Here is a 26,232-nt window from a genome sequence, read left to right on the forward strand (position 1 = left end):
CCTCACTCACTGCGATACAGCCCACCCTGGAGTCCTGCCCCGTCAAAGGCGGTGTAGTCAGCGCCATAGTCGGTAAAACGCCAGCCAAACGCCGACTCGAAGAAACTGCGACTGGCCGCGAGATGATTGCTGCCAAACTCGATGTAGTTGATGGTTTCGCTCATGTCATGCTCCCTGATGTCGATTCTGCCCAGCGGCGCTCTATGCAGCCCGCCACCTCCTGGGCCCATAGCCGGTAGATCTCCGGCCCGGGATGAAAGCCGTCTGAGGCCATCAGCGCCGGATCATCCAGGGGGCCAAACTCCACCCGGTCACAGTCGGGTTGCTGCGCCATCCACTGACGCACCCGGCTGTCCAGGACAGATGCATGCCGCCCCAGAGTCCAGCGCAGAGGTTGTGGCAACACGGGAAACTGGCCGATTGGGGGAATGGCGGCGGCCACGATGTGGCGACAGCCGTACTTCTCCCGAAGCAGGGCCACCAGCTGTTGTTGCTGACCCAACCATTTCCTGGCCCCTACGCCCCGGGTCACGTCATTGACCCCCAGAGAGATTACCACCACATCAAAGGTCTCTGCCTTGCGTTTGCTCAGGTATCTCAGCATCTTGGCTGTGGTCAAACCGCTGCGGGCCACCAACCGCCAATGCAGATTGAAACTGGACTGCAGTGCAGTGGCCAGCTGGCCGGACAGCGCCTGATGCTGGTGGTCCACCCCGACCCCGGCGGCGGCGGAGTCCCCCAGCACCAGTACCCGCAGATTGGGGCCCTGCCCCACCTGGCCATGGCGCCGGCCCGACGCCTGAGGCAAGCGCACCGCGGTGCGGCGCACTCTGACTCCTTGATAGAGCAGCAGCGGCCACAGCACCGCACTGGTCATCAGATAATCCATTTATCCTCTCCATGGGGCTGCAGCGCCCCGGAACTTGCCGGTACCCATTGATGACTGACTACTCCATCCGCCAGCCGTGGTGACTTGCTCTTCAGTCAGGCTGGCATTAAACAGCTTACACAAAAAAACCCAGCCACTAAGGGCTGGGTTTTCGAAAGACTCAAAGCCGAATCAGGCTTCTTCCCTGTCCAGTTCCAGATCCTCTACTCTGGCTTTTAACTTTTGACCGGGACGGAATGTCACCACACGACGGGCGGAGATTGGAATATCTTCACCAGTCTTGGGGTTGCGCCCGGGGCGCTGATTCTTATCCCGAAGTTCAAAATTACCAAAACCCGACAGCTTCACTTGTTCGCCCAACTCCAGGGCCAGACGAATCTCTTCGAAATACGCCTCTACCAGATCCTTGGCATCTTTCTTGTGAATGCCGAGAGTTTCGGTCAGGTGCTCTGCCATATCGGCTTTGGTTAAGGCCATGATATCAGTCCCTCAACTGTGCGTTGAACTCTTGAGCAAGAGTGGCAACGATGGTATCGACAGCGTCGGCGATGTCTTGATCTTCTAACGTACGCTCGACATCCTGCAAGGTCAGGGCAATCGCCAGGCTCTTGTGGCCGGGTTCAATTCCCTTTCCTTGGTATACATCGAATAAGTTTACGCCAACCAGCTGTTTTAAGCCAATTTTCTTGATCAATCCGATAACATCACCTGCTCCGACCTCTTCCTTAACCACAACAGCAATGTCACGACGGCTGGCGGTGTACTTGGAAACAGGCTGTGCATCGGGTACCTGACGGTCTGCAACGGCAGCCATCTCAAGCTCGAATACCAGGGTGCGACCGTTCAGGCCCAGCTTCTTCTCATGCTGAGGGTGAACGGCGCCCATCAGGCCAACAACCTTTCCATCCTTGAGGATCTCGGCGCTCTGACCTGGGTGCAGGGCTGGGTGGCTGGCTGGACGGAAGCTGAAGGCATCGGCGTCATTGGTCAGGGCCAGCATCGCTTCCACATCGCCTTTCAGGTCGAAGAAGTCAACGGCGCGGCTGTCCATCTGCCAGTGCTCATCGGCCACAGGACCGGCGATGACACCGGCAATCATCGGCTCCTGACGAATGCCGTTTTCGGCGTTCTCGTCAGGAATAAACCGCAAACCTGTCTCGAACAGGCGCACGCGGGACTGCTGACGGGCCTGGTTGTAGGCCACGGAGCCCAGCAGGCCGGTCCACAGAGACAGGCGCATGGCGGACATCTCGGAGGAGATGGGGTTAGGCAGCACCAGAGGCTCAACGCCGGGGTGCAGCAGGGCCTGCAGCTTGGGATCCACGAAGCTGTAGGTGATCGCTTCCTGGAAGCCACGGTCTACGAACAGGGAGCGCAGGCGCTTGCCGTGCAGATCCGCTTCGCGGTGCTCCACCATCTCCAGCTTGGCCACAGGTGCCAGGTTGGGGATGTTGTTGTAACCGTAGATGCGAGCCACCTCTTCAATCAGGTCCTGCTCGATGGCCATGTCGAAGCGCCAGCTGGGGGCCTTGGCCTGCCAGCCGCCGTCGATGGTGGCGACGTCGCAACCCAGACGGGTGAGGATCTCTTCCACCTGCTCATCGGCAATGTGGTGGCCCAGCAGGCTGTCCAGCTTCTCGCGACGCAGGGTGATGGTGGCGGCCTTGGGCAGGTGCGCCTCGGAGGCGGCTTCCACAACCGGACCGGCGTCACCGCCGCAAATCTCAATCAGCAGCGCGGTGGCACGCTCCATGGCGCGGGCTTGCAGCTGGGGATCCACACCACGCTCGAAGCGGTGGGAGGCATCGGTGTGCAGACCGTAGGCACGGGCACGGCCCAGGATCGCCAGCGGGGCGAAGAAGGCACACTCCAGCAGCACGTCGGTGGTATCACCGTTGACGCCACTGTGTTCGCCGCCGAAGATGCCGGCCAAGGCCAGTGGGCCCTTGTCATCGGCAATCAACAGGGTGTCGGCGTTGGGCTTGCACTCGGTGCCATCCAACAGGGTCAGCTCATCGCCCTCTTTGGCCATGCGCACCTGGATGTCGCCATTGATGCGAGCCAGATCGAAGGCGTGCATGGGCTGGCCCAGCTCCAGCATCACAAAGGCGGTGATGTCGACGATGGCGTCGATGGAACGGATGCCGGAGCGGCGCAGCTTCTCCTGCATCCACAGGGGAGAGGCAGCCTTAACGTTAACATTCTTAACCACGCGGCCCAGGTAGCGGGGGCACTGCTCTGGGGCGTCCACCTTGATGCCAACCACATCGTCAATAACCGGGGCAACGGCGTCGATGGCGGGTTGGGTCACAGGCAGGCTGTTGAGTACGCCCACTTCACGGGCCAGTCCGGCCAGGCCGAGACAATCGGCACGGTTGGCGGTCAGGTCCACCTCGATGATGGAATCATCCAGGCCCAGGAACTCGCGGAAATCGGTGCCGATGGGGGCATCGGCAGGCAGCTCCATGAGGCCATCGCTCTCGACGTCGATACCCAGCTCGGAGAAGGAGCAGAGCATGCCGTGAGAAGGCTGGCCACGCAGCTTGGCTTTCTTAATCTTGAAGTTGCCGGGCAGCACCGCGCCTACGGTGGCCACGGCCACTTTCAGGCCCAGGCGGCAGTTTGGCGCACCACAGACGATGTCCAGCAGCTCTTCGCCGCCCACATTCACCTTGGTGACACGCAGTTTGTCGGCGTCAGGGTGCTGGCCACACTCGACCACTTCACCCACAACTACACCGGAGAATTCACCGGCAACAGGATCGACACCGTCCACTTCCAGGCCGGCCATGGAGATCTGTTCGGACAACTCGTCAGTGGAGATAGCAGGGCTCACCCACTCACGCAGCCAGGATTCGCTGAATTTCATTGACGGCCTCTTACTGGAACTGTTTCAGGAAACGCAGGTCGTTCTCGAAGAACGCACGCAGGTCGTTAACGCCGTAGCGCAGCATGGTCAGGCGCTCAACGCCCATACCGAAGGCAAACCCGGAGTACTTCTCAGGGTCGATGTTGACCGCCTTGAGTACGTTGGGGTGAACCATGCCGCAGCCCAGTACCTCGAGCCACTTGCCGTTTTTGCCCATCACATCCACCTCGGCGGAGGGTTCGGTGAAGGGGAAGTAGGAGGGACGGAAGCGCACCTGCAGATCTTCTTCGAAGAAGTTACGCAGGAACTGGTGCAGCACACCCTTGAGTTCGGTGAAGCTCACCTTCTCAGCCACAACCAGGCCTTCTACCTGGTGGAACATGGGGGTGTGAGTCATGTCGTAGTCGTTACGATACACACGGCCAGGGCAGATGATGCGGATTGGCGGCTGCTGCTTCTCCATGGTGCGGATCTGCACGCCACTGGTGTGGGTACGCAGCATCAGCTCAGGGTTGAAGAAGAAGGTATCGTGGTCGGCACGAGCCGGGTGATGCGCTGGAATGTTCAGGGCATCAAAGTTGTGGAAGTTGTCTTCCACCTCAGGACCGGTGCTCACGGAGAAACCGATCTCAGCAAAAAACTGTTCGATACGCTCGATGGTGCGGGTCACCGGGTGCAGGCCACCGGCGGCCAGCTTGCGGCCAGGGGCGGTCACGTCGATGGCCTCGGCGGCCAGCTTGGCGTTCAGGGCCTCGGTCTGCAGGGCCTGGATGCGCTCGTTCAGAGCACGCTGAACCTGTTGCTTGCCTTCGTTGATGGCCTGGCCCGCTTTAGGCTTCTCCTCAGGAGAGAGGGAACCCAGGGATTTCATCAGGGCGGTGATTTCACCCTTCTTACCCAGGTACTGAACCCGGATATCGTCAAGCGCCTTCAGATCGGCGGCGGCGTCTACCGCAGCCAGACCTTTAGCGACAATTTCTGCTAATTGCTGCATGATCGTTATTTTCTCTGTACCAACCGCAAATTATGGGGGAAGAGTTTCCGTGAAAACGACAAATTGTACTCCATTGTGGACCCAAGCAAAACCGCAATTTGGCCCGGTTCAGCTGGATTCAAGGGATAATATCAATTTTCCTTGGTTTTCATTGGCAGCCATACGCTTATGAGCCTGCGCCACCTGTTGCCAGGGGTAACTGCTGTCCACCACGGGTTTGAGTTGTCCAGATACAAAACTCTCAGAAAAGCGTCGTAAAAAGCCTTGAACCAATCGAGCTTTGTAGTGGCTGCTGCGATTTCTCAGAGTGGAGCCGGTCAAGGTCGCCCTTTTTGCCAGTAAGCGGGCGTAATCCAGCGTGCCGTGGCGCCCTCCCTGCATCGCCAATGTAATGATGCGACCATCGAGGGCCAGGCTGCGTAAGTTGGGTTCCAGGTAGTGGCCCCCCACCATGTCCAGAATCAGGTCCTGCTCCGAAACTCCCTCCCACCAGTCCCCCTGGCGGTAATTGATGGCCCGCCCCGCCCCAAAGGCGCGGCAAAACGCCACTTTGTCGTCACTGCCACAGGTCACCGTCACCTCGGCCCCAAGGGCGTTGCCCAGCTGGATGGCGGCACTGCCCACCCCGGAGGCCCCGGCGTGGATCAGCAGCCGCTCTCCCGGACCCAGGTCGCCAATCATCACCAGCGCCTGATAGGCGGTGAGAAAGGCCTCGGGAATGGCTGCTCCCTCAATGAAACTCAGGCTGTCCGGCAGAGGCAGCAACTGCCCTTTGGGCACCCACACCCGCTCTGCATAGCCACCACCATCGAGCAGAGCCATCACTCGCTGGCCCTGCTTCCACGGGCCCTGATCACGCACCACCACACCTGCGACCTCCAGGCCGAGCAGTTCGCTGGCCCCAGGTGGCGGCGGGTAGTGCCCCGCCATCTGCAGCAGATCGGCCCGATTGATGCCGGCGGCCTTAACCTCCAACTCAACCCAATCCGCGGGGGCGGCCATCTCACCTACCTGACCCAGAACCAGTTTTCCCTCTGCGTTCACTATCAATGCCTGCATGATGATTCCTTTTTCGCCACTCAAATGGGCAAACGAGCCCCGTTTGTGACGCCTGTCACCTTTGATGTCAAATCCGTTAAAGGCTATGCCTCATGGTTCGATATCTTGTCTAAATGGTCGTAGTTTTTCCAAAAAAGAGAACATATGTCTGACACCTACAAACCCAGCTGGCTGGAGCGCCTGCTTATCTCATTGTCACTTAGGGAAAAGTTTGCTCTGTTGGCCATCTTTCCACTGCTGGGATTTCTCATCGTGGCCGGTGCCGTATTCACCAAGGTACAAGATGAGCTGGTCCATGCCCACCAGATGGAGCAACAGACCCAGGTCAGCCAGTTAAAACAGATTCTGACGCCCCTGCCCGCCGAGCAGCGCCAGCAACTGGTCAAGGACCTTAATGACGTTTCCCTGATTGCCGTTTCCAGCGATCGTCAGCTGGCCCAGGCGGCGCGCCAGGGCGAGTCTCTGGTTCAGGGTGACGAAGTGCGCACCGCCACTCAGCTGGGTGACCAGTTGCTGGTGGTCAGTGAGCACTATGTGGTCAACGATGAGCTGATGCGCATCTTCCAGACCCCCATGTACCTCATCATCTTCGTGGCCCTGTTCTGCACCTTCTGGGCAGTTGCGGTTCGCCGCTTCGTCATGGGTTCCATGGACTATATGCGCGAGGTGATGGCCAAGGCCTGTGCCAACGATCTGACCGTGCGCCTGAACTTCGTGCCCGGCCGCGACGACTTCCGTCCCCTGGCCAACGCCATCGATGCCCTGATCGACACCCGGCGCAACGTGGTCCTGAGCCTGAGAGTGATCTCCGATTCCATCAACCAATCCGCCCATCAGGTGCTGAGCCAGATGGAAACCTCCAGCGAAATGGCCGTCGGCCAGCGCGAACATCTGGACACCCTGGCGTCCGCCATGGAGGAGATGAGCGCCACGGTGAAAGAGGTGGCCAGTCACGCCGAAAGCACCGCCGATGAAACCCGTCAGGCCAACGAACAGTCTCAGCATGGCCATCACAGCCTGCAGCAGACCATCACCGCCATCGAGTCTCTGGTGTCCGACGTTCACAACGCCTCGGCGGCGGTGAATCAGGTACACAGCAACGCTGCCAAGATTGACGAGGTGATCACCACCATCAACGCCATCAGCGAACAGACCAACCTGCTGGCACTGAACGCCGCCATCGAAGCAGCCCGGGCCGGAGAACAGGGCCGGGGCTTTGCAGTCGTGGCCGATGAGGTGCGCAACCTGGCTGGCCGAACCCAGGAAGCCACCGTCGAGATCCAGACCATGATTGAGGAGCTGCAGACCGGTACCCAGGCTCTGGAGCAGGTGATGACCAACACCGTAGAACGCGCCGAAGAGGGGCGCGAGCTGGTGAGTCAGGCGGGCGACGACCTGGGCAAGATCACCCAGCATTCAGAGCGCATCAACAGCATGAGTGCCCAGATTGCCACCGCTGCTGAGCAGCAGACCGCAGTAGCCAATGAGATTGCTGCCAGCCTGACCCAGGTGCGCAACCAGTCCCATGAAGTGGAGGTGGCCGCCAACGAATCCCGTCAGGGTTGTGACTCCCTCACCCAGACCGCCGATGACCTGAAGGGCAAGCTGGCGAACCTGCGCACCTGATCCCCAAACTCAGCGGCTGAATTCAGCCCGCGTCATATCACGCGCCTCGCACTTTTGCGAGGCGCGTTCATATTTCCTTACAGCACTCCCTTCTGTCTGAAATCTGCCCTATTCTTATCCGGAACAAAACTGGTAAACTGTTCGCAAATTCGACAAAGGTCTGACCCTTTGACGAGACCAGCCCCTCCTCCGCCAGCAGATGTAGGAATGCCAACCCTATGGTGACAGACGAGATACTGACTGCCGACGATGCCAGCCGCTACTACAAGCGGGTGCTCACCCACAAGGACGTCGAAGTTGCTATCCGTGCCATCCGTCCAGAGGACAAGTACGAGATTCTGGACATCTTCCCCACTCTGTCCCAACGCACCCTGTATATGCGGTTCTTCCGGGTGATAGAGGCCCCCAGCCTGGAATCCCTGACCCGCTACACCACGGTCGACTTTGCCACTACCCTGGCCTTTGTGGTCACCAAGGGGCCCAACCAGAACATCGTGGCGGCCGGCAGGCTGATACGGGCCACCGAGCACTCCAAGGTGGCAGAGCTCTCCTGCCTGGTGGTGGATCACTACCAGCACCAGGGCATAGGCAACACCCTGGTGGCCGACCTGTTCCAAGCCGGCAAAGCCTGGGGCGTGGAGCAGGTGATCGCCCTGGTCCACAGCGAAAACCACCCCATGCTGAGACTGCTGAAAAACCAGGGTTACCCCTGTGAGATGCTGTTTGATGAAGGGGAATTTACCGTCACCCTGGACATCAGCCACCCTCCCAGCGACGAAAACCGCGCCAGCTACCGCACCACCATGGCGGCCATGCACCAGGCGGTGTAAGCCCATTCATTCGAGCAGGTGGCGCGGCCTTTCAAGCCGTTTCACCGCCGGCTCTGCGATGCTGATTAATCACATTCTCTATGGTCATGATGCCGAACAGGATCTTTCTCAGGAAAGACTCTGAGTTGGGCACAAAGTGATAATTGGGGTGTTTGGACCAGACTGCCTGCAATCTTTTGTCCAGCTCGGCGGCCTGGGCCGTGGACTCATTGCGGGTGGGGTTGTTGCTGCTGATGTCCTGACCTGTGGTGGCCGCGGACTCGAAGAAGATCACCGCATCGTACTGACCAAACTCCTGCTCCAATGAGGAGTCCACGGCCTGGAAAAACTCGCTCTCCTGCTCTGGCCAGTAGGCCAACCCATCGAGGCTGCCCCGATCGCACACCAATAACCTGTCAGGATGGGCATGCTGCTGGATCGCCTCCAGGTTCTTCTGCAGGGCAAAGATGGTTTTCTGGATCTCTTTCAGCACCTGGGGTTCGTTGCTGCGGCTGACGCCACTGGAGAACAACAGGGTGGCCGCTTCCGGCACTATGGCGATTTGATGGCTGAGTTCGCGGCGAAACAGATCCAGCGCCGTGGTTTTACCTCCACCCGGCCCGCCGGTGACCACCACCTTAAGTTGCCTGGTCATACTGCCCCTCCTTGTCTGGCTCATCCCTAATTAGAGAATACGCCAGCGAATGGGATAAACCCATTGAGATAAGGCAATAAATACGACGTTAGCAGGAGAGAAGCAGAGAAGCCTGTTTGGGCAGGGCGCCCAAACAGGCTGGGCCATTACCCTTCAATACCCATCATGGTGCGGTATTCATGGGATTTGGCGTAGAAGGCCTGGCGATCTTTCTTTGGCACCGATGACGCCATGGGGATGTCGGCCTTCAGGGCATTCACCGGGCGGCCATTGATGTGGAACTCATAGTGCAGGTGCGCCCCGGTCACCCTTCCGGTGGCACCGGACAGACCGATACGCTGACCGCGGCTGACCCGCTGACCTTTACGCACCTTGATCTTCGACATATGCAGGTAGCGAGTGCGATAACGACCGCCATGGTCGATCACCACATAACGGCCTGCATAGGGGTGATTCTCCACCCGGGTCACCACCCCATCGCCGGCCGCCAGCAGCGGCGTACCGCTGGGCAGAGCCCAGTCGGTGCCATTGTGGGGCTTCACCCGGCCAGTGACCGGGTGTTTGCGTCTGGGATTAAAGTGATCGCTGATGCGGTACCTGCCGTTGAACGGCTTGGCCAGGAAGGCCCGCTGCAGGCTGTTGCCATCCTGATCGTAGAACTGGCCGTCACTGTGGCGGAAAGCGCTCACTTCACGGCCTCGCATCACGAAACTCACCGCCAGCACTTCGTGGGCGCCGGTGGCCTGACCATCGACAAATTGGGAGCTGCGCACCACACCGAAGCGGTCACCGGCACGGAGATCGCGACGGAAGTTAACCTTGTCCTCGAACAGGTTTTCGATATTGGCCACATCGTTGGCACTCAGGCCTGCCTGAGTGGCCACCCGGGCAAAGCTGCCGTGCACCTCGCCTTCGAAGGCCTTGGACTCCCACTGGCCATCGAGCAGGATGTCTTCCACCTCAAAACTGCCGGGGGCCGCCAGGGTAAAGCGCACCTTGTGGGCCGGACTCAACACCAACTCCAGCTTTTGCAGGCTGTTGTCCGCCTCATCCAGCCAGAAATTCAGCCGGTGGCCGGGACGCAGGGTATCCAGCGCCAGTACCGAGTAGTCCGCTTCCAGCACCTGCACCATCTGCTGCTGGCTGACGCCAATCAGGGAAAAGATGCCACTCAAGTTGTCACCACTGGCCACCACGTAGCTCAGGGTCTCCGGAATCTCGAACTCGGCAGGGCTGGTTAACTCTGGCGCCGGGCTCGACACCAGCTCAGGAAAATGCATCCGATAGGGCTGAGAACTGGGGAGCATGGCGTATACAGCGATGCTCAGGGCGCCTGCCATCAACCACTTGGGCTGCAGGGCCTTCAGGTCCAGTGCCTGTAGTCTCTCTTTCACCACCCACTCCGATGAGAACTGTTCACATTTAGCCGTACAAATTGCACTTTCAACGCCTTTTTGTCAAAAAAGATGAAAGAAGTTCCGATCCAGCCCTCACCCGGGTCGCCTCAAAATCAGGTGGGTATAGCGCCCCATATCCCGGTACACAGGCAGCGCAGCGTATTCCAGCTCCAGGGCCAGCAATTGCTCATACTTGCCCTCCTGCATCGATTTATCCCTCAGGTAGTCATGAATAACCCGAACCCCCACCTGACGTTCGAGCACCAGGCCCGCCTGCTCCAGCCAGCCAATCACCTGCTGGTTGTCGAAACCATGTTTGGGCGCCAGCTTCACCTTCTTCTTACCATGGACCATGGTGTGACCCAGGTTGTCGAAGTTTCCAGAGACCAGGTTGTGAATCTCCATGCCCCGGTAATTGAAGAACATCAGAGACAGACAACCACCTGGGGCCAGGTGCTCCACCAGTCCCAGTAAGGTCTCCTTGGGCTCGGCCAGCCACTCCATCACCGCATGACACAGAATAATGGGTACCGGCGAAGTCAGGTGCTCGCCCAGGTTCTGAATGGGCGCATGGATAACCTCAAGTTGCTCCGCCAGCCCCTGAGATTGCGCACTCTCCCGGGCCAGATCCAGCATCTCAGTAGACAGGTCACACAAGGTAACAGGGTGACCCAAAGCCGCCAGCTTCAGGGCAACCTGCCCTTGGCCACCGCCCGCATCCAGAACCGGAGTTCCTGGGGCAAAACGGGGCAGCATAAAATCGGTCAGCTCGCGCATCACCACCGCTTCTCGGATGCGTCCTTTGCTGCTGTTGTAGATGTTCCGGGCAAATTTGGATGCCCGGGTGTCAAAATTGATGTCGGTCACTCAGTTGTCGTTCCCTGCCTTCAGAGGCCCTTATTGTCCCCAAGCGGCGACCGCTGTAAAGCCATGAACATGCTTACTCACCCATTCCCACAAAATTTACAGGGTCAATAACATGATTGAGCGCATATTTTTTCCGTCAGATAACTTCTAAAATCTCGAAACCACAATAATACTGATTCTCACTACTATGCACAGTCACTCTCTGGAACGTTGGCAACACCAGCACAGCTTCGCCCTGGAGCAGAAAAAGAACGAACGCCGCACCCTGTACGCCGTACTCATTACTGCCGCCATGATGGTGGTAGAGATTGTCACCGGCTACGTTACCGGCTCCATGGCCCTGCTGGCCGACGGCTGGCACATGGCCACCCACGTCGCCGCCTTCGGTCTGACTCTGTTTGCCTACAGCTTTGCCCGCAAGGCCGCCAAAGATCCGCTCTACAGCTTCGGCTCCGGCAAGGTGAACATCCTGGCCGGCTTCACCAGTGCCGTGGCCCTGGTGCTGGTGGCGATGCTGATGGCCATCGAATCCATCTGGCGCCTGATTGAGCCTGTGGCCATCGACTACAACAACGCCCTGGTGGTCGCCGTCGTCGGCCTGGTGATCAACGTAGTGTGCGCTTACCTGCTGCACCAGGGAGACGACCACCACCACCACGGACACAGCCACGGACACAGCCACGGTCACGGTCACGGTCACGGTCACGGTCACCATCATGGCCATGACCATGGTCATCACGGGCACTCCCACGGCCACAGCCATGATCACAACCTCTATGCCGCTTACCTGCATGTGATTGCCGATGCCCTGACCTCGCTGACCGCCATCTTCGCCCTGCTGGCCGCCCGCTACTTCGACATGCCCGGCCTGGACCCCATCATGGGCGTGGTCGGCGCGGTGATCATCACCCGCTGGGGCTGGGGTCTGATTAAAGACACCTACCCCACCCTGCTGGACCGCTGCCCGGATGACCACCTGGCCAAAGAGGTGAAAAGCCGAATCGAAGCAGACAGCGACAACCGGGTTGCCGACCTGCACCTGTGGCGCCTCTCTGGCCACCACAGTGCCGCCATCGTCAGCCTGGTCACTCACCATCCCAAGGATCCCACCTACTACAAGGATCTTCTGACCGATGTGCCTCAACTGGCCCATGTGACCGTCGAGGTGCACCACTGCACCGATACCCCCTGCCTGGGCTAATATCGCCCCCGCACTCTCAGGTTACGCCTGAGAGAAACAGGACTTAGCCATCAAGGCCGAAGGTTTCCCAACCTTCGGCCTTGCCGTAACGGCCCCAAGCTCCTACAATCCGCGCCAATTGCGAATAGTTGGACAAAGTGATGCAAAACAGCGTTGTTCTGGTAAAAGGCCGGGAAAAATCCCTGCTACGCCGCCACCCCTGGGTGTTCTCCAAGGGGATTAAGAGAGTCGACGGACAGCCCGGCCTGGGTGACACCGTAGAGATCTTCGCCCACGACGGCCGCTGGCTGGGTCGCGGCGCCTACTCCCCCCAGTCTCAGATCCGGGTACGGGTATGGACCTTCAACCAGGATGAAGCCGTTGACGCCGATCTGCTGCGTCGCCGCATTCAGCGTGCCCAGGCTGGCCGCGATGCCCTGCCCAATGCCGGCTCCTACACAGGCTACCGTCTGGTGGCCGCCGAATCCGATGGCCTGCCCGGCATCACCATCGACCGATTCAACGACGTTCTGGTGTGTCAGCTGCTCTCCGCCGGCGCCGATGTCTGGCGTGACACCCTGGTCGAGGTACTGTCCGAGCTCTACCCCCAGTGCGCCATCTACGAACGCTCCGATGTGGACGTGCGTAAGAAGGAGGGCCTCAAGCCCACCTCAGGCCTGCTCAAGGGCGACCTGCCCGAGCAGCCCATGGCCATTGAAGAGAACGGCCTGAAGCTGCTGGTGAACGTGGTCACCGGCCACAAGACCGGTTACTACCTGGATCAGCGCGACAACCGCCTGGCCTCCAGCCGCTACGCCAAGGACCAGGAAGTACTGAACTGCTTCAGCTACACCGGTGGCTTTGGCACCTACGCCCTGAAAGCGGGTGCCGCCAAGGTGGTGAACGCCGACGTCTCCGCTCCGGCTCTGGCTCTGGCCAAGCAGAACGCCGAGATCAACGACCTGGATCTCAGCCGCGCCGAGTTCGTCGAAGCGGACGTGTTCAAACTGCTGCGGGAATACCGCGAGCAGGGGCGCAGCTTCGATGTGATCATCCTGGATCCGCCCAAGTTTGCCGACAACAAGGCACAGCTGCCTGGCGCCTGCCGCGGCTACAAAGACATCAACATGGTGGCGATGCAGATCCTCAAGCCCGGCGGCACCCTGCTGACCTACTCCTGCTCCGGCCTGATGGACGCCAGCCTATTCCAGAAGATCGTGGCCGATGCCGCCGTGGATGCCGGCCGTGACGCCCAGATCCTGGAGCGCCTCAGCCAGTCTCCCGATCACCCCATCGGCAGCGGCTTCCCCGAAGGCTTCTACCTCAAGGGCCTGGCCCTGCGAGTCTGGTAAGCAGACTTAGTCGTGAAATGACAAAGGGGCCAGATGGCCCCTTTTTGCTGCTCTGAACTTCTCTCTTGGATCTTGGTTCGATGAACCGATAAAGCTGGGTGTCTTGTTAAAGCTTCTACCAACCCATGTGGTAGTAAGCCCAGATACGCTCGATGTTCATAGGCAACCACTCATTGTAGGAGCGCCAGTGCTCATACTTCGGCAGCTTAACAACCGTCTTGAGCTCATCGGGGTTATGAATACCTGAATCCATCGCCTGTTTGACCGCTGCCATCAAATCCTCCAGATAGAGTCGCTGCTCAACCACCACAGTGGCAGGGTCTATGGCTGGCTGGTTAGCCGGACCATGAGCCGTGATGACGCAGTCCACGTCCAGCTTTTCTATCTCCTTGAGTGAGCGGACCCACTCATCGGGCCAAAAATCAGGCATGTTTCTAAAGGCCACCCGACGAGGGGTAACAATGTCGACCACGAACAGGATCTTCTCTTTGGGTAATCGCATCACCACCAGGCTATTGCCATGATTCGGGCCTAAATGTATCAGCTCTAAAGTCCTGCCACCCAATTGCACCAGGTAGTTGTCTTCGAAGGTAATGTCAGGCAGTGGAGTCTGGGCACTGGGATGATCCCCCAACTCTTTCGCCACATTCGCATGGCCGATAAAGGTCGCCCCCTCGTCCTTGAACAGACTGCCTCCGGAAATGTGGTCATGGTGGTTGTGGCTGTAGATGACAAACTTAATCGGCTTGTCGGTGATTTTACGGATCTCCTGACGCAGTAATGCAGCCGCCTTCGGGTTCATGGGGTCGGTTACTATTACGCCCTCTTCAGTCACAATAAATAGATTGCGATAGACCCACCATCTGAACACGTAGAGGCCATCTCCGACCTTTTTGACGCTGTGACCAAACGCCTCTCCCCCCATAGCTTCCTTTACCGGAAAGTTCGCCGACATGGCTGTGGCCGATAGAGCCATGCTGGCCAGAATTAACCACTGAAGCAATAACCGTTTCATATTCCTCTCCTTAGACCTGATTGGACTCCACACTGCCGCTTAGGCGCCAACGGTCATCTGTTTAAGGACATTGTCCTTCTTAATAAAGTGGTGGTGCAGAGCCGCACCTATGTGCCCGAGGCTCGCCAGGACCAGCAAAATCCAAACAGTGCCGTGCATGCCACGGAAAAGCTCCGTCACCTCTGGGCTCTGCGCCATAAAAACGGGGAATTCGAACAAACCGAAGAAACTCACTGGCACGCCGCTGGCCTGAGACATCAGGATTCCTGAAAGTGGCTGACCAAACATCAACAGATACAACAGAAGGTGCATGCCCTTGGCAAGCATTGCCTGCCTGGTGGTGGTGCCTTCCGGCAGCCGGGGCTGAGGATTAACCAGCCGCCACAGCAAACGCAGAAAGATCAGCACCAACAGCACGGCTCCAAACGACTTGTGCATGCCCGCCGCCTGCATCTTTTCAGCACCTTTGGGCATCTCGGCAAGCAGGTTCCCCATGACAACGGAAGAGAGCAGCATCAAGAAGAGCAACCAATGAAAGAGCTTGGCAACAATGCCGTAGGTATGGGGGGTATTTTTCAACATGGTGTTTCTCCCAACGGATGACCAGTACTGAGTTCACCTAATTCCCTGTTGCCAGGTTACAGGGCATAGGCTTTAGAACAGCGTATATGGTTGCCCGGGACGCATAAACATGCTAAACAGAAAATGATTGTTTCTTAAATTTGATTAATATGTCGATTCTTCCCTATCTGGAAACCTTCTCAGCAGTGATCGAACATGGCAGCTTTACCGCAGCCGCGCAGGCACTGGGCATTTCCAAACCCGTTGTCAGTAAACAGGTGTCGGCGTTAGAACAACACCTGGGAGTGCAGCTGCTTCAGCGGACTACGCGACGATTGCACCTGACTCAGGCGGGTGAGATGTTTGCCAGCTATTCAAAAAGAATCATGACTGAAGCTTACGAAGCGGAACAATCCGTACTGCCTTTGCAGAGCGAACCTCAAGGCAGGTTGCGAATATCGGCCCCAGAAAGCATGGCGATCTCTTTGCTGAGTGATGTGCTACCCATGTTCCAGCGCAAGTACCCGAAACTTGAGCTGGACATCAGCATTACCGGACGCTTCGTTGACTTGGTGGAAGAGGGGATCGATTTAGCGATTCGAGTGGGTACTCTGGAGGACTCAAGCCTCATTGCCCGTAAACTGATGCCTTGCCGATTTCACCTTTGCGCATCAACGGCCTATTTGGACGTGCATGGTCGCCCCATCCATCCTGGCGACCTCGTGAAGCACAACTGCCTCATCTATTCCCAGGGACAACACCCAAACAATTGGTTGTTTCTCGACTCAGAGGGCAAGGAGTTCCACGTCAAAGTGAGTGGCAACCTGTTCTCTGACACCGGGCACCTGCTGATGAATGCCGCCCTCAATAACCTCGGCGTGTTTATGGCACCGACTTACATGGTTAAACAGGCTCTGGCAGAGGGCCAGCTGGAGAGTATTCTCGATGAGTTTACCCCTTCCGGTGTCGGGTTGTATGCCGTCTATCCGCACACCAAGCTGGTATCAAAAAAAGTGAGGGCTTTCGTAGACTTCCTGGCTGATACCTTGCACCAATAAAATTAGCTTTCTGCACAAACACTATCGAGACACCCACCTTTGCACTATCGAGACACCCACCTTTTGAAAGGCGATAAGTGAAGGTCAGGAGTCTAGGCCAATTGGAACTCAAAGTCATAAAAGTGCTGCCCCTCCTCGATGCGGATGGCCATCTTTCCTGACAGTCCCGCCAGTTCGCCGGTGGCGGAGTTGGGCACCACCTCCAGAATCAAACGATCGGAGCCGTCGGCCATCACCCCAAAGTGCTGCAACACAAAGCTGCCATGCTTGCCGGAGAGCGAGCCCACCACCTGTTCAATCGCCACGTAGCCTGCTGAGCCCTTCACCGGAGTCATCACGCTGAGCATCTCTCCGCGGCTGACCGCCGACAGCTCGCCATGAAACACCTTGTCGATGGACATGCGTCCGAGTACAGCACCCGCCGTCCCTTCGGCATAGCTGTCCATGGGGTCGAGTGTCACATCAAACTGTCCAGAAACTTTCATAGGTTCTCCACGGTTACTAGCGGCACATTAGGCTCAGGCATTCCTGCCTACTCATCTCATTAGGTATACAGGCAAACATGGCCAACAAACAAGCAAGCCGAGCTAAGCGATTGTTTTAATACACCTTAAAAGGTGGGTGTCTTGTTTAGGAAGGGCTCGTTAAAGATGGGAGTCTTGTTTAGGAAGGTGTCGGTAATCCGGTGACAGCACCTAGAAGCCCACCCTTGATGGCGATAAAGAGTGGGCCTTCCAGTCAAGTTGAGTTACACCTCGAGCACCTCGCCATCTTCCGGGATAAGCACCTTGTGGCTGAGCCCCTGAGACTCCAGGGCGCGCCTAAGCATGGGGCGGTCGACGGGGCAGTGGTTCAGGGCCTCCATGTGGTTGGCCACCACCCGGCCTGGTGACAGCCTGATGAACTCCATCACCTCGTCGGTGGGCATCAGCAGCGGCTGGCCCATGTCCACCTGTGCCTGACCGGCGGCGACCACGGTAATCTCCGGCTTAAGCTCTTTAAGAGCACGTTTCACCTCATCGGTCAGCACGGTATCGCCACTGATGTAGATAGACGGCTCGCCGGGCAACTCCAGGACGAAACCACAGCCATTGGCCATCATGGTATGGATCCAGCCATGACCATGCTGAGCCGGGACTGCCGTCAGCTTACCCCCGGCAAAGTCTACGGTTTGCCAGTCGCCAACTCCCTGTTCAACATTGATGCCGTATTTTTCCAAATAGGCTTTGTCTTTGGCAGGTGTGGCCACCGGAATATTGCCCTGGGTGAGAAACGCCTCTCCAGGCGCATCCAGATGGTCGCTGTGCTGCAGGGGCTTAAACCCGAAGGTCTGGCTGTGGGTGATCAGCGCATGAGTCACTTTCGCCAGGATGGCCTGTGCATTGGATGGCAGATCCACAGTAGGGTTCTTTTGTGCCCTGAACCGCATCACCGAAAATGGCGGCAATGCCCCTTTGGCGCTGAGCATGGGGTCAATCAATATGAAACGCTCACCAGACTCAATCACAAAGGTGGCACTGCGCAGGTGGTGAATTCTCATGGGTTCCTCTCGGGCTGGGTTATCTCTGACAGGAACCAGTATGCAGTCAGGACCATTTGTGCAACACTTGCCTTAAGGACACCTATCGCTCAAATCGGGCCAACATGACTACCACCACCCCACTCAAGGTCGCCCTGGTGGCCTTTGACGGCATCAGCGCCTTTCATCTGTCCGTCCCCTGCCTGGTGTTTCAAGATGGCTTTCTGGGCCAACCCTGCCCGTTCGATCTGACCATCTGTAGCCCGGAAGGCCCGAACCTGGAGACCAGTTCGGGATTCGCTGTCAGGATAAACCGGTCAATAGACGCCATAGACTGCGCGGACATCATAGTGATCCCCAGCTGGCCCAATGCTCTTCCGCCCCCACCAACACCCCTGATTGACAAGCTCAAGAGCGCCCATCAGCGAGGCGCCCTGCTGGTGGGCCTCTGCCTGGGCGCTTTTGTGATCGCCGAGACCGGACTGTTGGATGGCCAAACCGCCACCACCCACTGGGCCTTTGTGGAGCAATTCAGTCAGCGCTTTCCCAAAGTCACGTTCGACAGCCAACCCCTGTTCATCGAGCACCCACAGCTGATCACCTCTGCCGGCACCGCCGCTTCCCTGGACTGTTGCCTGCATGTGGTGCGACGCTTCTGTGGCAGTGATGTCACCAGTCAACTGGCCCGGGTTCTGGTCACTGCGCCATTTCGCTCCGGCGGACAGCAGCAGTACATCCCCTCCCCCATCGCCCCCAGACCGGAGCAGGCCACCAGTGTCAGCAAGGTGGTTGAGCAGGTGGAACAGGAGCTGAACCAGTCCCACAGTATCGAGACCATGGCGAAACGCTGCGCCATGAGCCGGCGCACCTTCACCCGTCAGTTCAAGGCAAGTTACGGCTGCACCTTTGGAGAGTGGTTGCTGACCCAACGACTGAAGCTGAGCCAGCAGTATCTGGAGAAGGGTGAGCGCTCCATCGCTCAGGTGGCGGAGCTGGCCGGTTTCGGCTCCGAGAGTGTCTATCGAAAGCACTTCAAGGCCGCCTTTGACGTCTCCCCCTCACAGTGGCGCGCCACCTTTGGGGGAGACAAGGAGAGATAGGCAGCCAACAGCCGCCACTCAATGACCGGGGTTAAAGGTGACTGCCCAAGAGTCCCCACCAGATGGTGCCTCCCACCACTGCCAGGGACACCGCCAGTCGCATCAAAGTGGGACCAACCCCATGGGCCAGCTGGAAACGGTTCCACAGGTCCAACTTGCGCTGCAACACATGCTCGTCGCCTGGCAGCAGAATGGGGTAACTCTCAGGGCAGGCGCCTGACAAGGGAGCCTTGGGCAGCGGGGTACCATTAACGTAGTGCTGTTTCACCAGCGCTTCTGCCTCCAGCAAGCCATCGATGGAAGCGGAATAGATCAGCGCCATCGCCTGCTGACAGGCCTCAATCGCCTCCGAGGCCGCCTGGCACCAGTCCGGCCAGTTGTGCTTGTCCACGTCACTCAGGGTAAAGGCGGGGAACTCGGAGTCCCAGTCGGTAACGCCTAACCGTTCCGCGACGACCGCTGGCAGCTCTATCGCCAGGGCAGCCTGTGAGATGTCTCGCATCTTGTCCTGGATGATCTGACACACCTTCAGAATGCGCCGCTTCTCGAAGTAGCCAATCTGACCGTCGGCGGTGATCACCTGCCAGGTATTGGTCAGCAGCGCCAACTCGTTGTGGGCCGCCGCTCTCAGGTGATCGCTGCAATGCAGCAGGTGACAGAGGCTCTTCAGGTACTGGTGCCAGCCGGCGTCAAGCTGCTGCGCCGCCAACAGGTGGACCTGGCGGCAATTGGCGTCGTGACGTTTGAGGGAAGCCTGCACCTCACTATGTTCTTTGGCAATCTGTGCCATCGCCTTGGGAATAGCGTCTCTGCTGATCTCTTTGCCCCGATGACGAATGATCCCACCAGAGGGCTCCAGGTTGCCCGAAGCCAAGGCCTGCAGGGTCTGGCGCTCAACCTCCAGCTTTCGGGCACGCTCGAGCTGCTGGGCAACGGCGTCGGTGTAGAGCTGACCAAACACCTGGTTGTCCAACTGGGCCACAGAACTGCTCTGGAGCAGTGCATCCAGGTTGGAGAAGCTTCTAAAGGGGCTGCGCGCCAGGTAGGTACCGCGATATTCCGGTGAAAATGAGGGGCGGTCATAGCGCTGAGCCAACACCTGCTCGGCGACCACCTCCTCCATCTCACCAACCTTGTCCGCCACATAGAGGCCATCACTGATGCGCTCCCGCAAGGCGTCGGCGTCCGCAAACACGGTCCAGGCAGAGCGATCGTCGATCTGGGCCGCGATGTATTGAGACTTGGCGTTGTCTTCACGATCCCGGTTGCCCGGGTGGGTGGACCACATCTGCGGCGGCATCGCCACCTCTTGGGAAAACACCCGGTGCTGACTGGCATCCTGTTGCTGAGGCAATGGCACACTGCCGTATGAGTCGTTATTCAGCACCCGGCCAATGGCCTCAACCGCCTGGCTCTGCAGTTGGAACAGATCATCGATGCGTTTGCCACTGCGCGCCTGACTGGACACCAGATCCACCGTTTCCTGCCAGGCCTCGTCGGCCGCCTGCAGCTTGTACAGGGCGTTGACCAGGGCATCACTGCCGGTGACCGACACCGCCACCAGATCCGCATTGAACTCCATCTCCCGACTCAGGGCACGCTCGGCGATCACCACCACCCGAAACAGAGTGTCCATCAAAGAGCGAATGGACCAGATCACCAGAGAGAGAATCCAGCCTATCCAGGCCACACGAAGATCCACCCTGGAGATAAACCTCACCACCTTATCCAGCCAGTCCCGCACCGCCACCATGTGGGAGATCACCTGCTGGGCCACATAGACCCAGCGACCCACCGCCATTGAACCCTGAGCAAAGTGACCAAACTCGTGGGCCAATACTGCCTTTAACTCGCCCAGGTTCAGCACATTCACCAGGCCCAGGCCAATCACCAGGTTCTTCTTGGTGGGGAAAATCAGGTTTATCAAAGAGAGATCGTAGAATACCGCGGCATTCACCTCCGAGGTGATGAACACCCTGTGGGGCCGCGGGGCACCAATCTCATCCGCCAGGGTATGCAGAAACTCGAACAGCACCGGCTCATCTTCCGCGGTCACCTCCTCGCCCCCTACGCTGCCAGAACGCCGGACAGTGAACAAAGACTTGGCCATGAACAGGGTGATCAGTCCCGCCATAGCGGAGATCAAGGCAGCGAAGGGACCGCCTCCGGACAGGAACGAGACGGCATTACCATAGGCGATAAAGCCGAAACAGAATGCCATGGCGAAATAAACCAGGATGAAAGCCAGTAAGCCGGTCATCGCCAGCCAGGCCTGCATTCTGTATTTGGCACTGGCCTCGGTCAGCCCATCTGGGACATTGCCCGGGCTTTGCGGATAGTGAAAACTCTGCGGCATGAAGTGCGCTCCCTTAGATAAGAGCAGTTACTCTATGCAAAAATTGCCGGAAAGTAATCCGAGGCCATCAGGTTTTTATCGATGATAAATCAATTGATTACATAACGAACTGAGTGGGCGGCCACCGGATTATGTCCCCGTGGTTCTGGCCTCCACCCTTGGCTTCACCCAGGCTTCATTAAACCAAAGGGAGAACAGTATCACTGCGCCGCCAGCCAGCAATCTTGGCCAGTCCGGGTTCTGCTCCCAGATGAGCAGATTGACCAGCAAGCCTGCGGGCACCAGCAAATTGTTCATGGCCGCCAGGGCGCCGGCATCCACCCTGGTCGCCCCCTTGTTCCACAGGAAGTATCCGGCTCCGGAAGCCACCGCTCCCAGCCAGATGAGCACGCCCCACTGGACTTGGGTTTCAGGCAGTTTTTCGGCATTGCCGAAGAGCAGCAGTGCTGGGGTAGCCACCATAAAGGCCCCCAGATAGAACAGGGCAAACACCTGATGCTGTGGCAGGTCCTGAGGCTCTCTCTCCATCAGCCACTTGTAGCTGGCCTGGCCGATGGCGAAGCAGAGGTTGGCCCCCTGCACAATCAGAAAGCCCGTCAGGAAGTCGCCCTCGACACCGGTGTACTTGATCACCACGGCTCCGGCCACCGCCAGCACCGCCGTCAACAGATACCAAGGCGAGAAACGGCCACAAAGCCAGTCGTACCATAGGGTGACGTACACAGGAGTCAGCACGGTAAACAGCAGCACCTCAGCCACTGAGAGGAACTCGAAGGCGTGATAGTAAAACCCGTACATGGCCCCCAACTGACAGGCGCCGATGGCCAACAGCTTAGCGGTTAATGCTGGGTTAAGATGGCGCAGATTCAACCAGGGCAACATCACCAGCAGCGCCAGCAATACTCGAAACCACACGGAAAACCAGGGGTCCACCTGGCCCGCCAGAAACTGGCCGATAAGGCTAAAGGAAAACGCCCACAGCAGGGTGACAAAAATCAGGTAAGACAAGGGTTACTCCGGAGAGGTGGGCCGATCGACATCCACCAGGTAGTGACCACTGAGCCAGTTCCGGCCCAGCAACAAACGATAGCTCATATGGCCCCGATCCTTGAGGTTAACCTTGATGGTTCTCTGGCTGCCACGAAAGCTCACCGGTAACAACACCACATACCGCCTTTCGCTGCCCTGGGCGGAGCGTACCTTCATGGTGTCTACCACCTGCAGCGTCAGGGTCAACTGCTCGCCACGTCGGTTTTCCGTCACGAAGCGCACCTGTTGCCGGTCTCCACTCTGCAGCAGGTGAATGTTAGTGGCGTGAAGCGAGGAGATGGCGGCACCGGTATCCACCCTGGCCAGAAAGTCGGTGGCCCCAGGGCCCAGGTGCACCCGCTCAACGGCGGCCACCAGCTCTTTTGCCATGACGTGACTCCCCCACAGGCTCAGCAACAGCAGACAGACAGCGAAACGCATCGGCATCCTTCCATCTAAGAAAAATCCGTGACTTACACTATAACCTGTCAGGAGCGGGGGATCTGCTCCAGGGCTTCGGCCAGGGCATCGATATCGGTAAAACCGCTCTGCTCCTCGATGCTCAGGTTGTTAAGGCCGATGAGCAGCACCTGCCCCTCTTCAGGCAACAGCGCCCGGGTCATCACCCCCTGCTCATCCAGGCACAATGGCGTGTTGTGTCTGCGTAGCTTGGGGAGCATAAACCAGCTCATCACCCAGCCGGGAACATCCCTGGTGTCCACCACCAGTTGCATGGGGGCATCCCCGTCGGGCCAAAGGCGCGCTATGGCCTCCATGGCCAGGTGGGAGCCCGCCTTATCGTGGGAAAACAGCAACAGGCGGGTGTCACTGCTCAGTGCGCAGGGCTGACCGAACTGATCCTCGCCGGCCAACGGCGGCAGAGTGGCAGCCCTCAGTGCCAGCGGAAAAAAAAGGATAACAATCAAAAATCTGCGTAACATCAGCGCACCGCACAAGCCAGGGGATCACAGCGTAGCGCCGCCACTGAAATATGGCCAGTGGCGCGCCTTCAATGAGTGATCCAGGCATCAATGCAACTGGGAGCCGCCTCGACGTTGCCGACTGGCGCTGACCGCCAGCCTGGGGGCCAGCTCATCGCAGTCCAGAGACAATGCCAGCTTGTCGTTGTAGAACGCCAGGACCTCTCCCATTACAGAGGCCACCGGCTGACACTCGCGCTCGGCCACCCGAACCGCCAACTCCAGATCAAAGGCCAGGGCCATGTTGCACTCCCCCAGGGCGTTGACCTCATGCTGCTCCAAGTTGGTCAGCAGACAGAGCCACATATCGGCCACGGCACCACTGGTCACCTCCTGGTCCACCTGAGCACGCCCCTCCAGTGGTCCTGCATCCAACGGATGCTTCTCGGTACTGCTCATAGGCTCCCTCCTCGACCATCTATTTTTAGGGTTGTTCTTTGACGTTACCCTAGCTTATGGGGAATGAAAACGCAGAAAATCCGCAGTTTTGAGCGAAATTGTTCGAAGAGTTCACAGGCTGAAACCCTTAAGCGGCTCTTGGCTGGTCATGTGAACAGGGGGCAGTTACACTCGATGAACCCTACCAAGAATGAAGTCTCACTGATGCTGTTTATCTCTGACATTCACGGTTGCCTGCCGGCCCTGGAGAAGGCCCTAGAATGGGCGGACAAACTGAATTGCCAACACCTGGTGCTGCTGGGTGACATCCTTAACCATGGCCCAAGAAACCCGGTGCCGGAGGGGTACAATCCTCCCCAGGTCGCTGAGCTGCTGAATCAGCATGCAGAGCGGATCCTGGCCGTTCGGGGCAACTGCGACAGCGAAGTGGACCAGATGCTGTGCAGCTTCCCGCTGTTGGCGGACTACTCCAATATGCTGCTGGGCAACAAACGCGCCTTCATTACCCACGGCCACCTGTGGAACGACAGCAAACTGCCGCCTCTGGCACAGGGGGACATCATCTGCTTCGGTCACACCCATATCCCCATGGCCCGCTGGCAGGAGGGAAGGCTGATGTTCAATCCCGGCTCCGTCACCCTGCCCAAGGGGGGCTTTGCCCCAAGCCTGGGTCATTTTGATGGTACACTTCTCACAGTCATGGACTTGGACGGCAACACCATAGAGCAGGCGGCCATCGATGAATATTGAACAACTGCTAGCCAAACTCCCGGAGTTTGGCCACAACATCACCATGTTCGCCAACCGCCTCGGGCTGGTAAAGGCGGCTCTGACGGTGGACCATATCGCCCTGAGGGTGACCGAGAAGGCGGATGCCGATCATCTGCTGAACCATCTGCGCAAGCGCGGCAAGGTGATCTCCGATAAGGTGATCAACGGCCGCCCCATCTACCTGATTGAACTGAATGAACCACTTAAGGTGGGGGAATGGGACGTGGAAGTGATCGAACTACCCTTCCCCGATGGACGCAAGCGCCCCGATGGCTGGGAGCACATCGAGTTTGTGCTGCCCTGCGGCGCCAAAACCGCCGAACAGATGCTGACCGAAGTGCGTAAGCTGCCGGTGGTTACCGCAAAATGGCCGGTGATTGCCGACGGCACCCTGGACATCGAAGTGAAAACCAGCGGTTCCAAAGCCGATGACGAGCCTCTGGCCAACCCCACGGTGTCATTCAAGCAGGGGCCGCTGACCATCAAGCTGCACCCCTATGACATCCGTGAAGTGATAGGCCACCGCGCCCCTCAGGGGTGAGCCTGATACTCTGACAGGGCCCTGACCATACGGTCCAGGGCCTCATTCAGCGTCTTTTCCGGACAGGCAAAATTCAGCCTGACAAAGCCCGGCGCACCAAACTCACTGCCACAGGACAATCCTACCCCGTACTGGGTGAACACCTTGGAGGGCTCCTCCTCCCACCCGAGACCCCGGCAATCTATCCAGGCCAGGTAGGTGGCATCGGGCTGCATCAAAGTGACCCCCTCAATGCCACCGAGACGAGATTCGATGCGCGCCCAGTTCTCTCCCAGATAGGTGGTCAGTTCCTCCAACCAGGGGGCACAGCGGTCAAACGCCGCTTCCATGGCCACCGCCGCCAACACGTTGTGGGTGGCGCAGCGGCCCGCCAGGGTGCCCTTGAGACGACGACGCAGTTCTCCCTGTTTGACCAGGGCGAAGGCGATGGGCAGTCCCGCCAGGTTAAAGCTCTTGCCGGCGGAGACGAGGGTGATCACCGCGTCCTCCTCAGAGGCCAATTCCGACAGGGAGTGGTGGCGGTGGCCGGGCAGAATCAGGTCACCGTGGATCTCATCACTCACCAGCAGCAACCGATAACGTCGGGCCAGCTCCAGCAGCGCTTTAAGTTCAGACTGACGCCAGATGGTGCCTCCCGGATTATGAGGATTACACAGGAGCAGAGCCTGCATCCCCTCTTTGGCCGCTCGCTCTATCTGTTCCAGAGGCATCTGATAACGCCCCGATTCCACCACCATCTCGAAGGCCCGCCCCTTAATTCCCAGGTTCTGGGCAACCTGACGGATGGGAGGATAGATGGGAGAGAAGAAGCCGATGTCGGTGCATTCCATCGCTTCGATGGCAAAGTTGAGGCCAGGCACCACCGCAGGCAGGGTCACCAACTGTGACGGGGTCGCCTGCACCTGCCAGCGCTGCTCCAGCCAGCGGCACAGGGTCTGCTTGGTGCTTTGGGACAGCACCCCATAGCCGAAGATGTCGTGCTCCAGCCTCTGCTTCATTGCCTGGGTCACCTCGGCTGGAATGGCGAAGTCCATGTCCGCCACCCAAAGGGGCAACACGTCTGCGTCCTGATACTTTTGCCACTTGAGGCTGTCGCTTCGACGCCTGTCGATCAATCTTTCGAAACTCATGGGCCTGTTTGAACTCCCGATACACGACTTTTCCACATACTCGACCTATAATGCCGTCAAACTCAAACAGATACAG

Annotated in this window: 27 protein-coding genes; 8 read left to right on the forward strand and 19 right to left on the reverse strand. The window is 58.4% G+C overall.

From position 1 onward, the window contains the following. Nucleotides 1–2: 2 nt before the first annotated feature. The 6 genes from QUE41_RS21605 to QUE41_RS13080 all read right to left on the reverse strand — a co-directional run bounded on the left by QUE41_RS21605 (nucleotide 3) and on the right by QUE41_RS13080 (nucleotide 5,811). On the reverse strand, nucleotides 3–164 hold the full coding sequence (locus tag QUE41_RS21605; RefSeq protein WP_502875888.1) for a VOC family protein: 162 nt from the start codon (nucleotides 162–164) through the stop codon (nucleotides 3–5). Continuing rightward, nucleotides 161–889, reverse strand: coding sequence for an SGNH/GDSL hydrolase family protein (locus QUE41_RS13060; protein ID WP_286339463.1), 729 nt, complete (start codon nucleotides 887–889; stop codon nucleotides 161–163). Before QUE41_RS13060 ends, QUE41_RS21605 begins: the two co-directional genes overlap by 4 nt. 171 nt (nucleotides 890–1,060) lie before the next feature. Beyond that, on the reverse strand, nucleotides 1,061–1,366 hold the full coding sequence (gene ihfA / locus QUE41_RS13065) for an integration host factor subunit alpha (protein WP_028109550.1): 306 nt from the start codon (nucleotides 1,364–1,366) through the stop codon (nucleotides 1,061–1,063). Nucleotides 1,367–1,370: 4 nt separating this feature from the next. Then, on the reverse strand, nucleotides 1,371–3,758 hold the full coding sequence (pheT, locus tag QUE41_RS13070) for a phenylalanine--tRNA ligase subunit beta (protein ID WP_286339464.1): 2,388 nt from the start codon (nucleotides 3,756–3,758) through the stop codon (nucleotides 1,371–1,373). Nucleotides 3,759–3,768: 10 nt separating this feature from the next. Then, complete coding sequence (gene pheS, locus QUE41_RS13075; RefSeq protein WP_286339465.1) at nucleotides 3,769–4,752, reverse strand: phenylalanine--tRNA ligase subunit alpha; 984 nt, start codon at nucleotides 4,750–4,752, stop codon at nucleotides 3,769–3,771. Nucleotides 4,753–4,860: 108 nt separating this feature from the next. Beyond that, on the reverse strand, nucleotides 4,861–5,811 hold the full coding sequence (locus QUE41_RS13080; protein ID WP_286339466.1) for an NAD(P)H-quinone oxidoreductase: 951 nt from the start codon (nucleotides 5,809–5,811) through the stop codon (nucleotides 4,861–4,863). A gap of 144 nt (nucleotides 5,812–5,955) precedes the next feature. On the opposite strand from QUE41_RS13080, the gene QUE41_RS13085 reads away from it, so the two are divergent. Both QUE41_RS13085 and QUE41_RS13090 read left to right on the forward strand, forming a co-directional pair. Further along, nucleotides 5,956–7,437, forward strand: coding sequence for a methyl-accepting chemotaxis protein (locus QUE41_RS13085; protein WP_286339467.1), 1,482 nt, complete (start codon nucleotides 5,956–5,958; stop codon nucleotides 7,435–7,437). 218 nt (nucleotides 7,438–7,655) lie between these two features. After that, the gene (locus QUE41_RS13090) at nucleotides 7,656–8,267 is read left to right on the forward strand and encodes a GNAT family N-acetyltransferase (protein ID WP_286339468.1); all 612 of its coding nucleotides are present in this window, start codon (nucleotides 7,656–7,658) and stop codon (nucleotides 8,265–8,267) included. Between the two features lie 31 nt (nucleotides 8,268–8,298). Here the strand turns inward: QUE41_RS13090 and QUE41_RS13095 are convergent, their stop codons facing one another. The 3 genes from QUE41_RS13095 to QUE41_RS13105 all read right to left on the reverse strand — a co-directional run bounded on the left by QUE41_RS13095 (nucleotide 8,299) and on the right by QUE41_RS13105 (nucleotide 11,165). Continuing rightward, nucleotides 8,299–8,901, reverse strand: a complete 603-nt coding sequence (locus QUE41_RS13095) for an AAA family ATPase (RefSeq protein ID WP_286339469.1) — start codon at nucleotides 8,899–8,901, stop codon at nucleotides 8,299–8,301. Between the two features lie 146 nt (nucleotides 8,902–9,047). After that, nucleotides 9,048–10,295, reverse strand: a complete 1,248-nt coding sequence (locus QUE41_RS13100; protein WP_286339470.1) for a peptidoglycan DD-metalloendopeptidase family protein — start codon at nucleotides 10,293–10,295, stop codon at nucleotides 9,048–9,050. 96 nt (nucleotides 10,296–10,391) lie between these two features. Beyond that, nucleotides 10,392–11,165: a methyltransferase domain-containing protein gene (locus QUE41_RS13105; RefSeq protein WP_286339471.1), complete on the reverse strand. Its 774-nt coding sequence runs from the start codon at nucleotides 11,163–11,165 to the stop codon at nucleotides 10,392–10,394. A 187-nt stretch (nucleotides 11,166–11,352) separates the two neighbouring features. Between QUE41_RS13105 and dmeF the strand changes: the two genes are divergently transcribed. Together dmeF and QUE41_RS13115 are read left to right on the forward strand one after the other, a co-directional pair. Continuing rightward, on the forward strand, nucleotides 11,353–12,366 hold the full coding sequence (dmeF, locus tag QUE41_RS13110) for a CDF family Co(II)/Ni(II) efflux transporter DmeF (RefSeq protein WP_286339472.1): 1,014 nt from the start codon (nucleotides 11,353–11,355) through the stop codon (nucleotides 12,364–12,366). 140 nt (nucleotides 12,367–12,506) lie between these two features. Continuing rightward, nucleotides 12,507–13,697 (forward strand): class I SAM-dependent methyltransferase, encoded by a 1,191-nt coding sequence (locus QUE41_RS13115; RefSeq protein ID WP_286339473.1) that lies wholly within the window; start codon nucleotides 12,507–12,509, stop codon nucleotides 13,695–13,697. 115 nt (nucleotides 13,698–13,812) lie between these two features. On the opposite strand, the gene QUE41_RS13120 is transcribed toward QUE41_RS13115, so the two are convergent. Both QUE41_RS13120 and QUE41_RS13125 read right to left on the reverse strand, forming a co-directional pair. After that, nucleotides 13,813–14,712 (reverse strand): MBL fold metallo-hydrolase, encoded by a 900-nt coding sequence (locus QUE41_RS13120; protein ID WP_286339474.1) that lies wholly within the window; start codon nucleotides 14,710–14,712, stop codon nucleotides 13,813–13,815. 39 nt (nucleotides 14,713–14,751) lie between these two features. Then, on the reverse strand, nucleotides 14,752–15,294 hold the full coding sequence (locus tag QUE41_RS13125) for a cytochrome b (protein ID WP_286339475.1): 543 nt from the start codon (nucleotides 15,292–15,294) through the stop codon (nucleotides 14,752–14,754). Nucleotides 15,295–15,443: 149 nt separating this feature from the next. Between QUE41_RS13125 and QUE41_RS13130 the strand changes: the two genes are divergently transcribed. Further along, nucleotides 15,444–16,331, forward strand: a complete 888-nt coding sequence (locus QUE41_RS13130) for a LysR family transcriptional regulator (RefSeq protein WP_286339476.1) — start codon at nucleotides 15,444–15,446, stop codon at nucleotides 16,329–16,331. A gap of 92 nt (nucleotides 16,332–16,423) precedes the next feature. On the opposite strand, the gene QUE41_RS13135 is transcribed toward QUE41_RS13130, so the two are convergent. Both QUE41_RS13135 and QUE41_RS13140 read right to left on the reverse strand, forming a co-directional pair. Beyond that, nucleotides 16,424–16,816: a DUF3224 domain-containing protein gene (locus tag QUE41_RS13135; protein WP_286339477.1), complete on the reverse strand. Its 393-nt coding sequence runs from the start codon at nucleotides 16,814–16,816 to the stop codon at nucleotides 16,424–16,426. A gap of 263 nt (nucleotides 16,817–17,079) precedes the next feature. Then, the gene (locus tag QUE41_RS13140) at nucleotides 17,080–17,871 is read right to left on the reverse strand and encodes an MBL fold metallo-hydrolase (RefSeq protein ID WP_286339478.1); all 792 of its coding nucleotides are present in this window, start codon (nucleotides 17,869–17,871) and stop codon (nucleotides 17,080–17,082) included. Nucleotides 17,872–17,975: 104 nt separating this feature from the next. On the opposite strand from QUE41_RS13140, the gene QUE41_RS13145 reads away from it, so the two are divergent. Then, on the forward strand, nucleotides 17,976–18,950 hold the full coding sequence (locus QUE41_RS13145) for a GlxA family transcriptional regulator (RefSeq protein ID WP_286339479.1): 975 nt from the start codon (nucleotides 17,976–17,978) through the stop codon (nucleotides 18,948–18,950). A gap of 31 nt (nucleotides 18,951–18,981) precedes the next feature. Here the strand turns inward: QUE41_RS13145 and QUE41_RS13150 are convergent, their stop codons facing one another. The 5 genes from QUE41_RS13150 to QUE41_RS13170 all read right to left on the reverse strand — a co-directional run bounded on the left by QUE41_RS13150 (nucleotide 18,982) and on the right by QUE41_RS13170 (nucleotide 23,714). After that, nucleotides 18,982–21,306, reverse strand: coding sequence for a M48 family metallopeptidase (locus tag QUE41_RS13150; RefSeq protein ID WP_286339480.1), 2,325 nt, complete (start codon nucleotides 21,304–21,306; stop codon nucleotides 18,982–18,984). Between the two features lie 129 nt (nucleotides 21,307–21,435). Then, on the reverse strand, nucleotides 21,436–22,314 hold the full coding sequence (locus tag QUE41_RS13155; protein WP_286339481.1) for a carboxylate/amino acid/amine transporter: 879 nt from the start codon (nucleotides 22,312–22,314) through the stop codon (nucleotides 21,436–21,438). Nucleotides 22,315–22,317: 3 nt separating this feature from the next. Next, nucleotides 22,318–22,776 carry an ATP-dependent zinc protease family protein gene (locus tag QUE41_RS13160; RefSeq protein WP_286339482.1) on the reverse strand — a complete coding sequence of 153 codons (459 nt, stop codon included), beginning with the start codon at nucleotides 22,774–22,776 and terminating at the stop codon, nucleotides 22,318–22,320. Nucleotides 22,777–22,823: 47 nt separating this feature from the next. Then, nucleotides 22,824–23,276: a hypothetical protein gene (locus QUE41_RS13165; RefSeq protein WP_286339483.1), complete on the reverse strand. Its 453-nt coding sequence runs from the start codon at nucleotides 23,274–23,276 to the stop codon at nucleotides 22,824–22,826. An 87-nt stretch (nucleotides 23,277–23,363) separates the two neighbouring features. Next, nucleotides 23,364–23,714 carry a hypothetical protein gene (locus tag QUE41_RS13170; protein WP_286339484.1) on the reverse strand — a complete coding sequence of 117 codons (351 nt, stop codon included), beginning with the start codon at nucleotides 23,712–23,714 and terminating at the stop codon, nucleotides 23,364–23,366. A 174-nt stretch (nucleotides 23,715–23,888) separates the two neighbouring features. Between QUE41_RS13170 and yfcE the strand changes: the two genes are divergently transcribed. Together yfcE and QUE41_RS13180 are read left to right on the forward strand one after the other, a co-directional pair. Next, the gene (gene yfcE / locus QUE41_RS13175) at nucleotides 23,889–24,464 is read left to right on the forward strand and encodes a phosphodiesterase (protein WP_286339485.1); all 576 of its coding nucleotides are present in this window, start codon (nucleotides 23,889–23,891) and stop codon (nucleotides 24,462–24,464) included. After that, nucleotides 24,454–25,026, forward strand: a complete 573-nt coding sequence (locus QUE41_RS13180) for a VOC family protein (RefSeq protein ID WP_286339486.1) — start codon at nucleotides 24,454–24,456, stop codon at nucleotides 25,024–25,026. Before yfcE ends, QUE41_RS13180 begins: the two co-directional genes overlap by 11 nt. Here the strand turns inward: QUE41_RS13180 and QUE41_RS13185 are convergent. Then, entirely contained in the window at nucleotides 25,017–26,156 is a 1,140-nt protein-coding gene (locus tag QUE41_RS13185; protein WP_286339487.1) for a MalY/PatB family protein, read from the reverse strand. The two genes, QUE41_RS13180 and QUE41_RS13185, sit on opposite strands and share 10 nt — an antisense overlap. Nucleotides 26,157–26,232 lie beyond the last annotated feature (76 nt).

It is taken from the genome of Ferrimonas sp. YFM, from assembly GCF_030296015.1.
In the GTDB taxonomy this organism is placed as follows: Bacteria; Pseudomonadota; Gammaproteobacteria; order Enterobacterales; family Shewanellaceae; genus Ferrimonas.

Bases quoted from the DNA above. Each gene is read 5' to 3' on its own strand.
- pheT (WP_286339464.1), bottom strand. From the start codon at position 3,758: ATGAAATTCAGCGAATCCTGGCTGCGTGAGTGGGTGAGCCCTGCTATC.
- QUE41_RS13170 (WP_286339484.1), bottom strand. From the start codon at position 23,714: ATGAGCAGTACCGAGAAGCATCCGTTGGATGCAGGACCACTGGAGGGG.
- QUE41_RS13130 (WP_286339476.1), top strand. From the start codon at position 15,444: ATGTCGATTCTTCCCTATCTGGAAACCTTCTCAGCAGTGATCGAACAT.
- QUE41_RS13140 (WP_286339478.1), bottom strand. From the start codon at position 17,871: ATGAGAATTCACCACCTGCGCAGTGCCACCTTTGTGATTGAGTCTGGT.
- QUE41_RS13115 (WP_286339473.1), top strand. From the start codon at position 12,507: ATGCAAAACAGCGTTGTTCTGGTAAAAGGCCGGGAAAAATCCCTGCTA.
- ihfA (WP_028109550.1), bottom strand. From the start codon at position 1,366: ATGGCCTTAACCAAAGCCGATATGGCAGAGCACCTGACCGAAACTCTC.
- QUE41_RS13145 (WP_286339479.1), top strand. From the start codon at position 17,976: ATGACTACCACCACCCCACTCAAGGTCGCCCTGGTGGCCTTTGACGGC.
- QUE41_RS13160 (WP_286339482.1), bottom strand. From the start codon at position 22,776: ATGCGTTTCGCTGTCTGTCTGCTGTTGCTGAGCCTGTGGGGGAGTCAC.
- QUE41_RS21605 (WP_502875888.1), bottom strand. From the start codon at position 164: ATGAGCGAAACCATCAACTACATCGAGTTTGGCAGCAATCATCTCGCG.
- QUE41_RS13180 (WP_286339486.1), top strand. From the start codon at position 24,454: ATGAATATTGAACAACTGCTAGCCAAACTCCCGGAGTTTGGCCACAAC.
- QUE41_RS13060 (WP_286339463.1), bottom strand. From the start codon at position 889: ATGGATTATCTGATGACCAGTGCGGTGCTGTGGCCGCTGCTGCTCTAT.
- QUE41_RS13135 (WP_286339477.1), bottom strand. From the start codon at position 16,816: ATGAAAGTTTCTGGACAGTTTGATGTGACACTCGACCCCATGGACAGC.
- QUE41_RS13120 (WP_286339474.1), bottom strand. From the start codon at position 14,712: ATGAAACGGTTATTGCTTCAGTGGTTAATTCTGGCCAGCATGGCTCTA.
- QUE41_RS13125 (WP_286339475.1), bottom strand. From the start codon at position 15,294: ATGTTGAAAAATACCCCCCATACCTACGGCATTGTTGCCAAGCTCTTT.
- pheS (WP_286339465.1), bottom strand. From the start codon at position 4,752: ATGCAGCAATTAGCAGAAATTGTCGCTAAAGGTCTGGCTGCGGTAGAC.
- dmeF (WP_286339472.1), top strand. From the start codon at position 11,353: ATGCACAGTCACTCTCTGGAACGTTGGCAACACCAGCACAGCTTCGCC.
- QUE41_RS13085 (WP_286339467.1), top strand. From the start codon at position 5,956: ATGTCTGACACCTACAAACCCAGCTGGCTGGAGCGCCTGCTTATCTCA.
- QUE41_RS13165 (WP_286339483.1), bottom strand. From the start codon at position 23,276: ATGTTACGCAGATTTTTGATTGTTATCCTTTTTTTTCCGCTGGCACTG.
- QUE41_RS13095 (WP_286339469.1), bottom strand. From the start codon at position 8,901: ATGACCAGGCAACTTAAGGTGGTGGTCACCGGCGGGCCGGGTGGAGGT.
- QUE41_RS13185 (WP_286339487.1), bottom strand. From the start codon at position 26,156: ATGAGTTTCGAAAGATTGATCGACAGGCGTCGAAGCGACAGCCTCAAG.
- yfcE (WP_286339485.1), top strand. From the start codon at position 23,889: ATGAACCCTACCAAGAATGAAGTCTCACTGATGCTGTTTATCTCTGAC.
- QUE41_RS13090 (WP_286339468.1), top strand. From the start codon at position 7,656: ATGGTGACAGACGAGATACTGACTGCCGACGATGCCAGCCGCTACTAC.
- QUE41_RS13150 (WP_286339480.1), bottom strand. From the start codon at position 21,306: ATGCCGCAGAGTTTTCACTATCCGCAAAGCCCGGGCAATGTCCCAGAT.
- QUE41_RS13080 (WP_286339466.1), bottom strand. From the start codon at position 5,811: ATGCAGGCATTGATAGTGAACGCAGAGGGAAAACTGGTTCTGGGTCAG.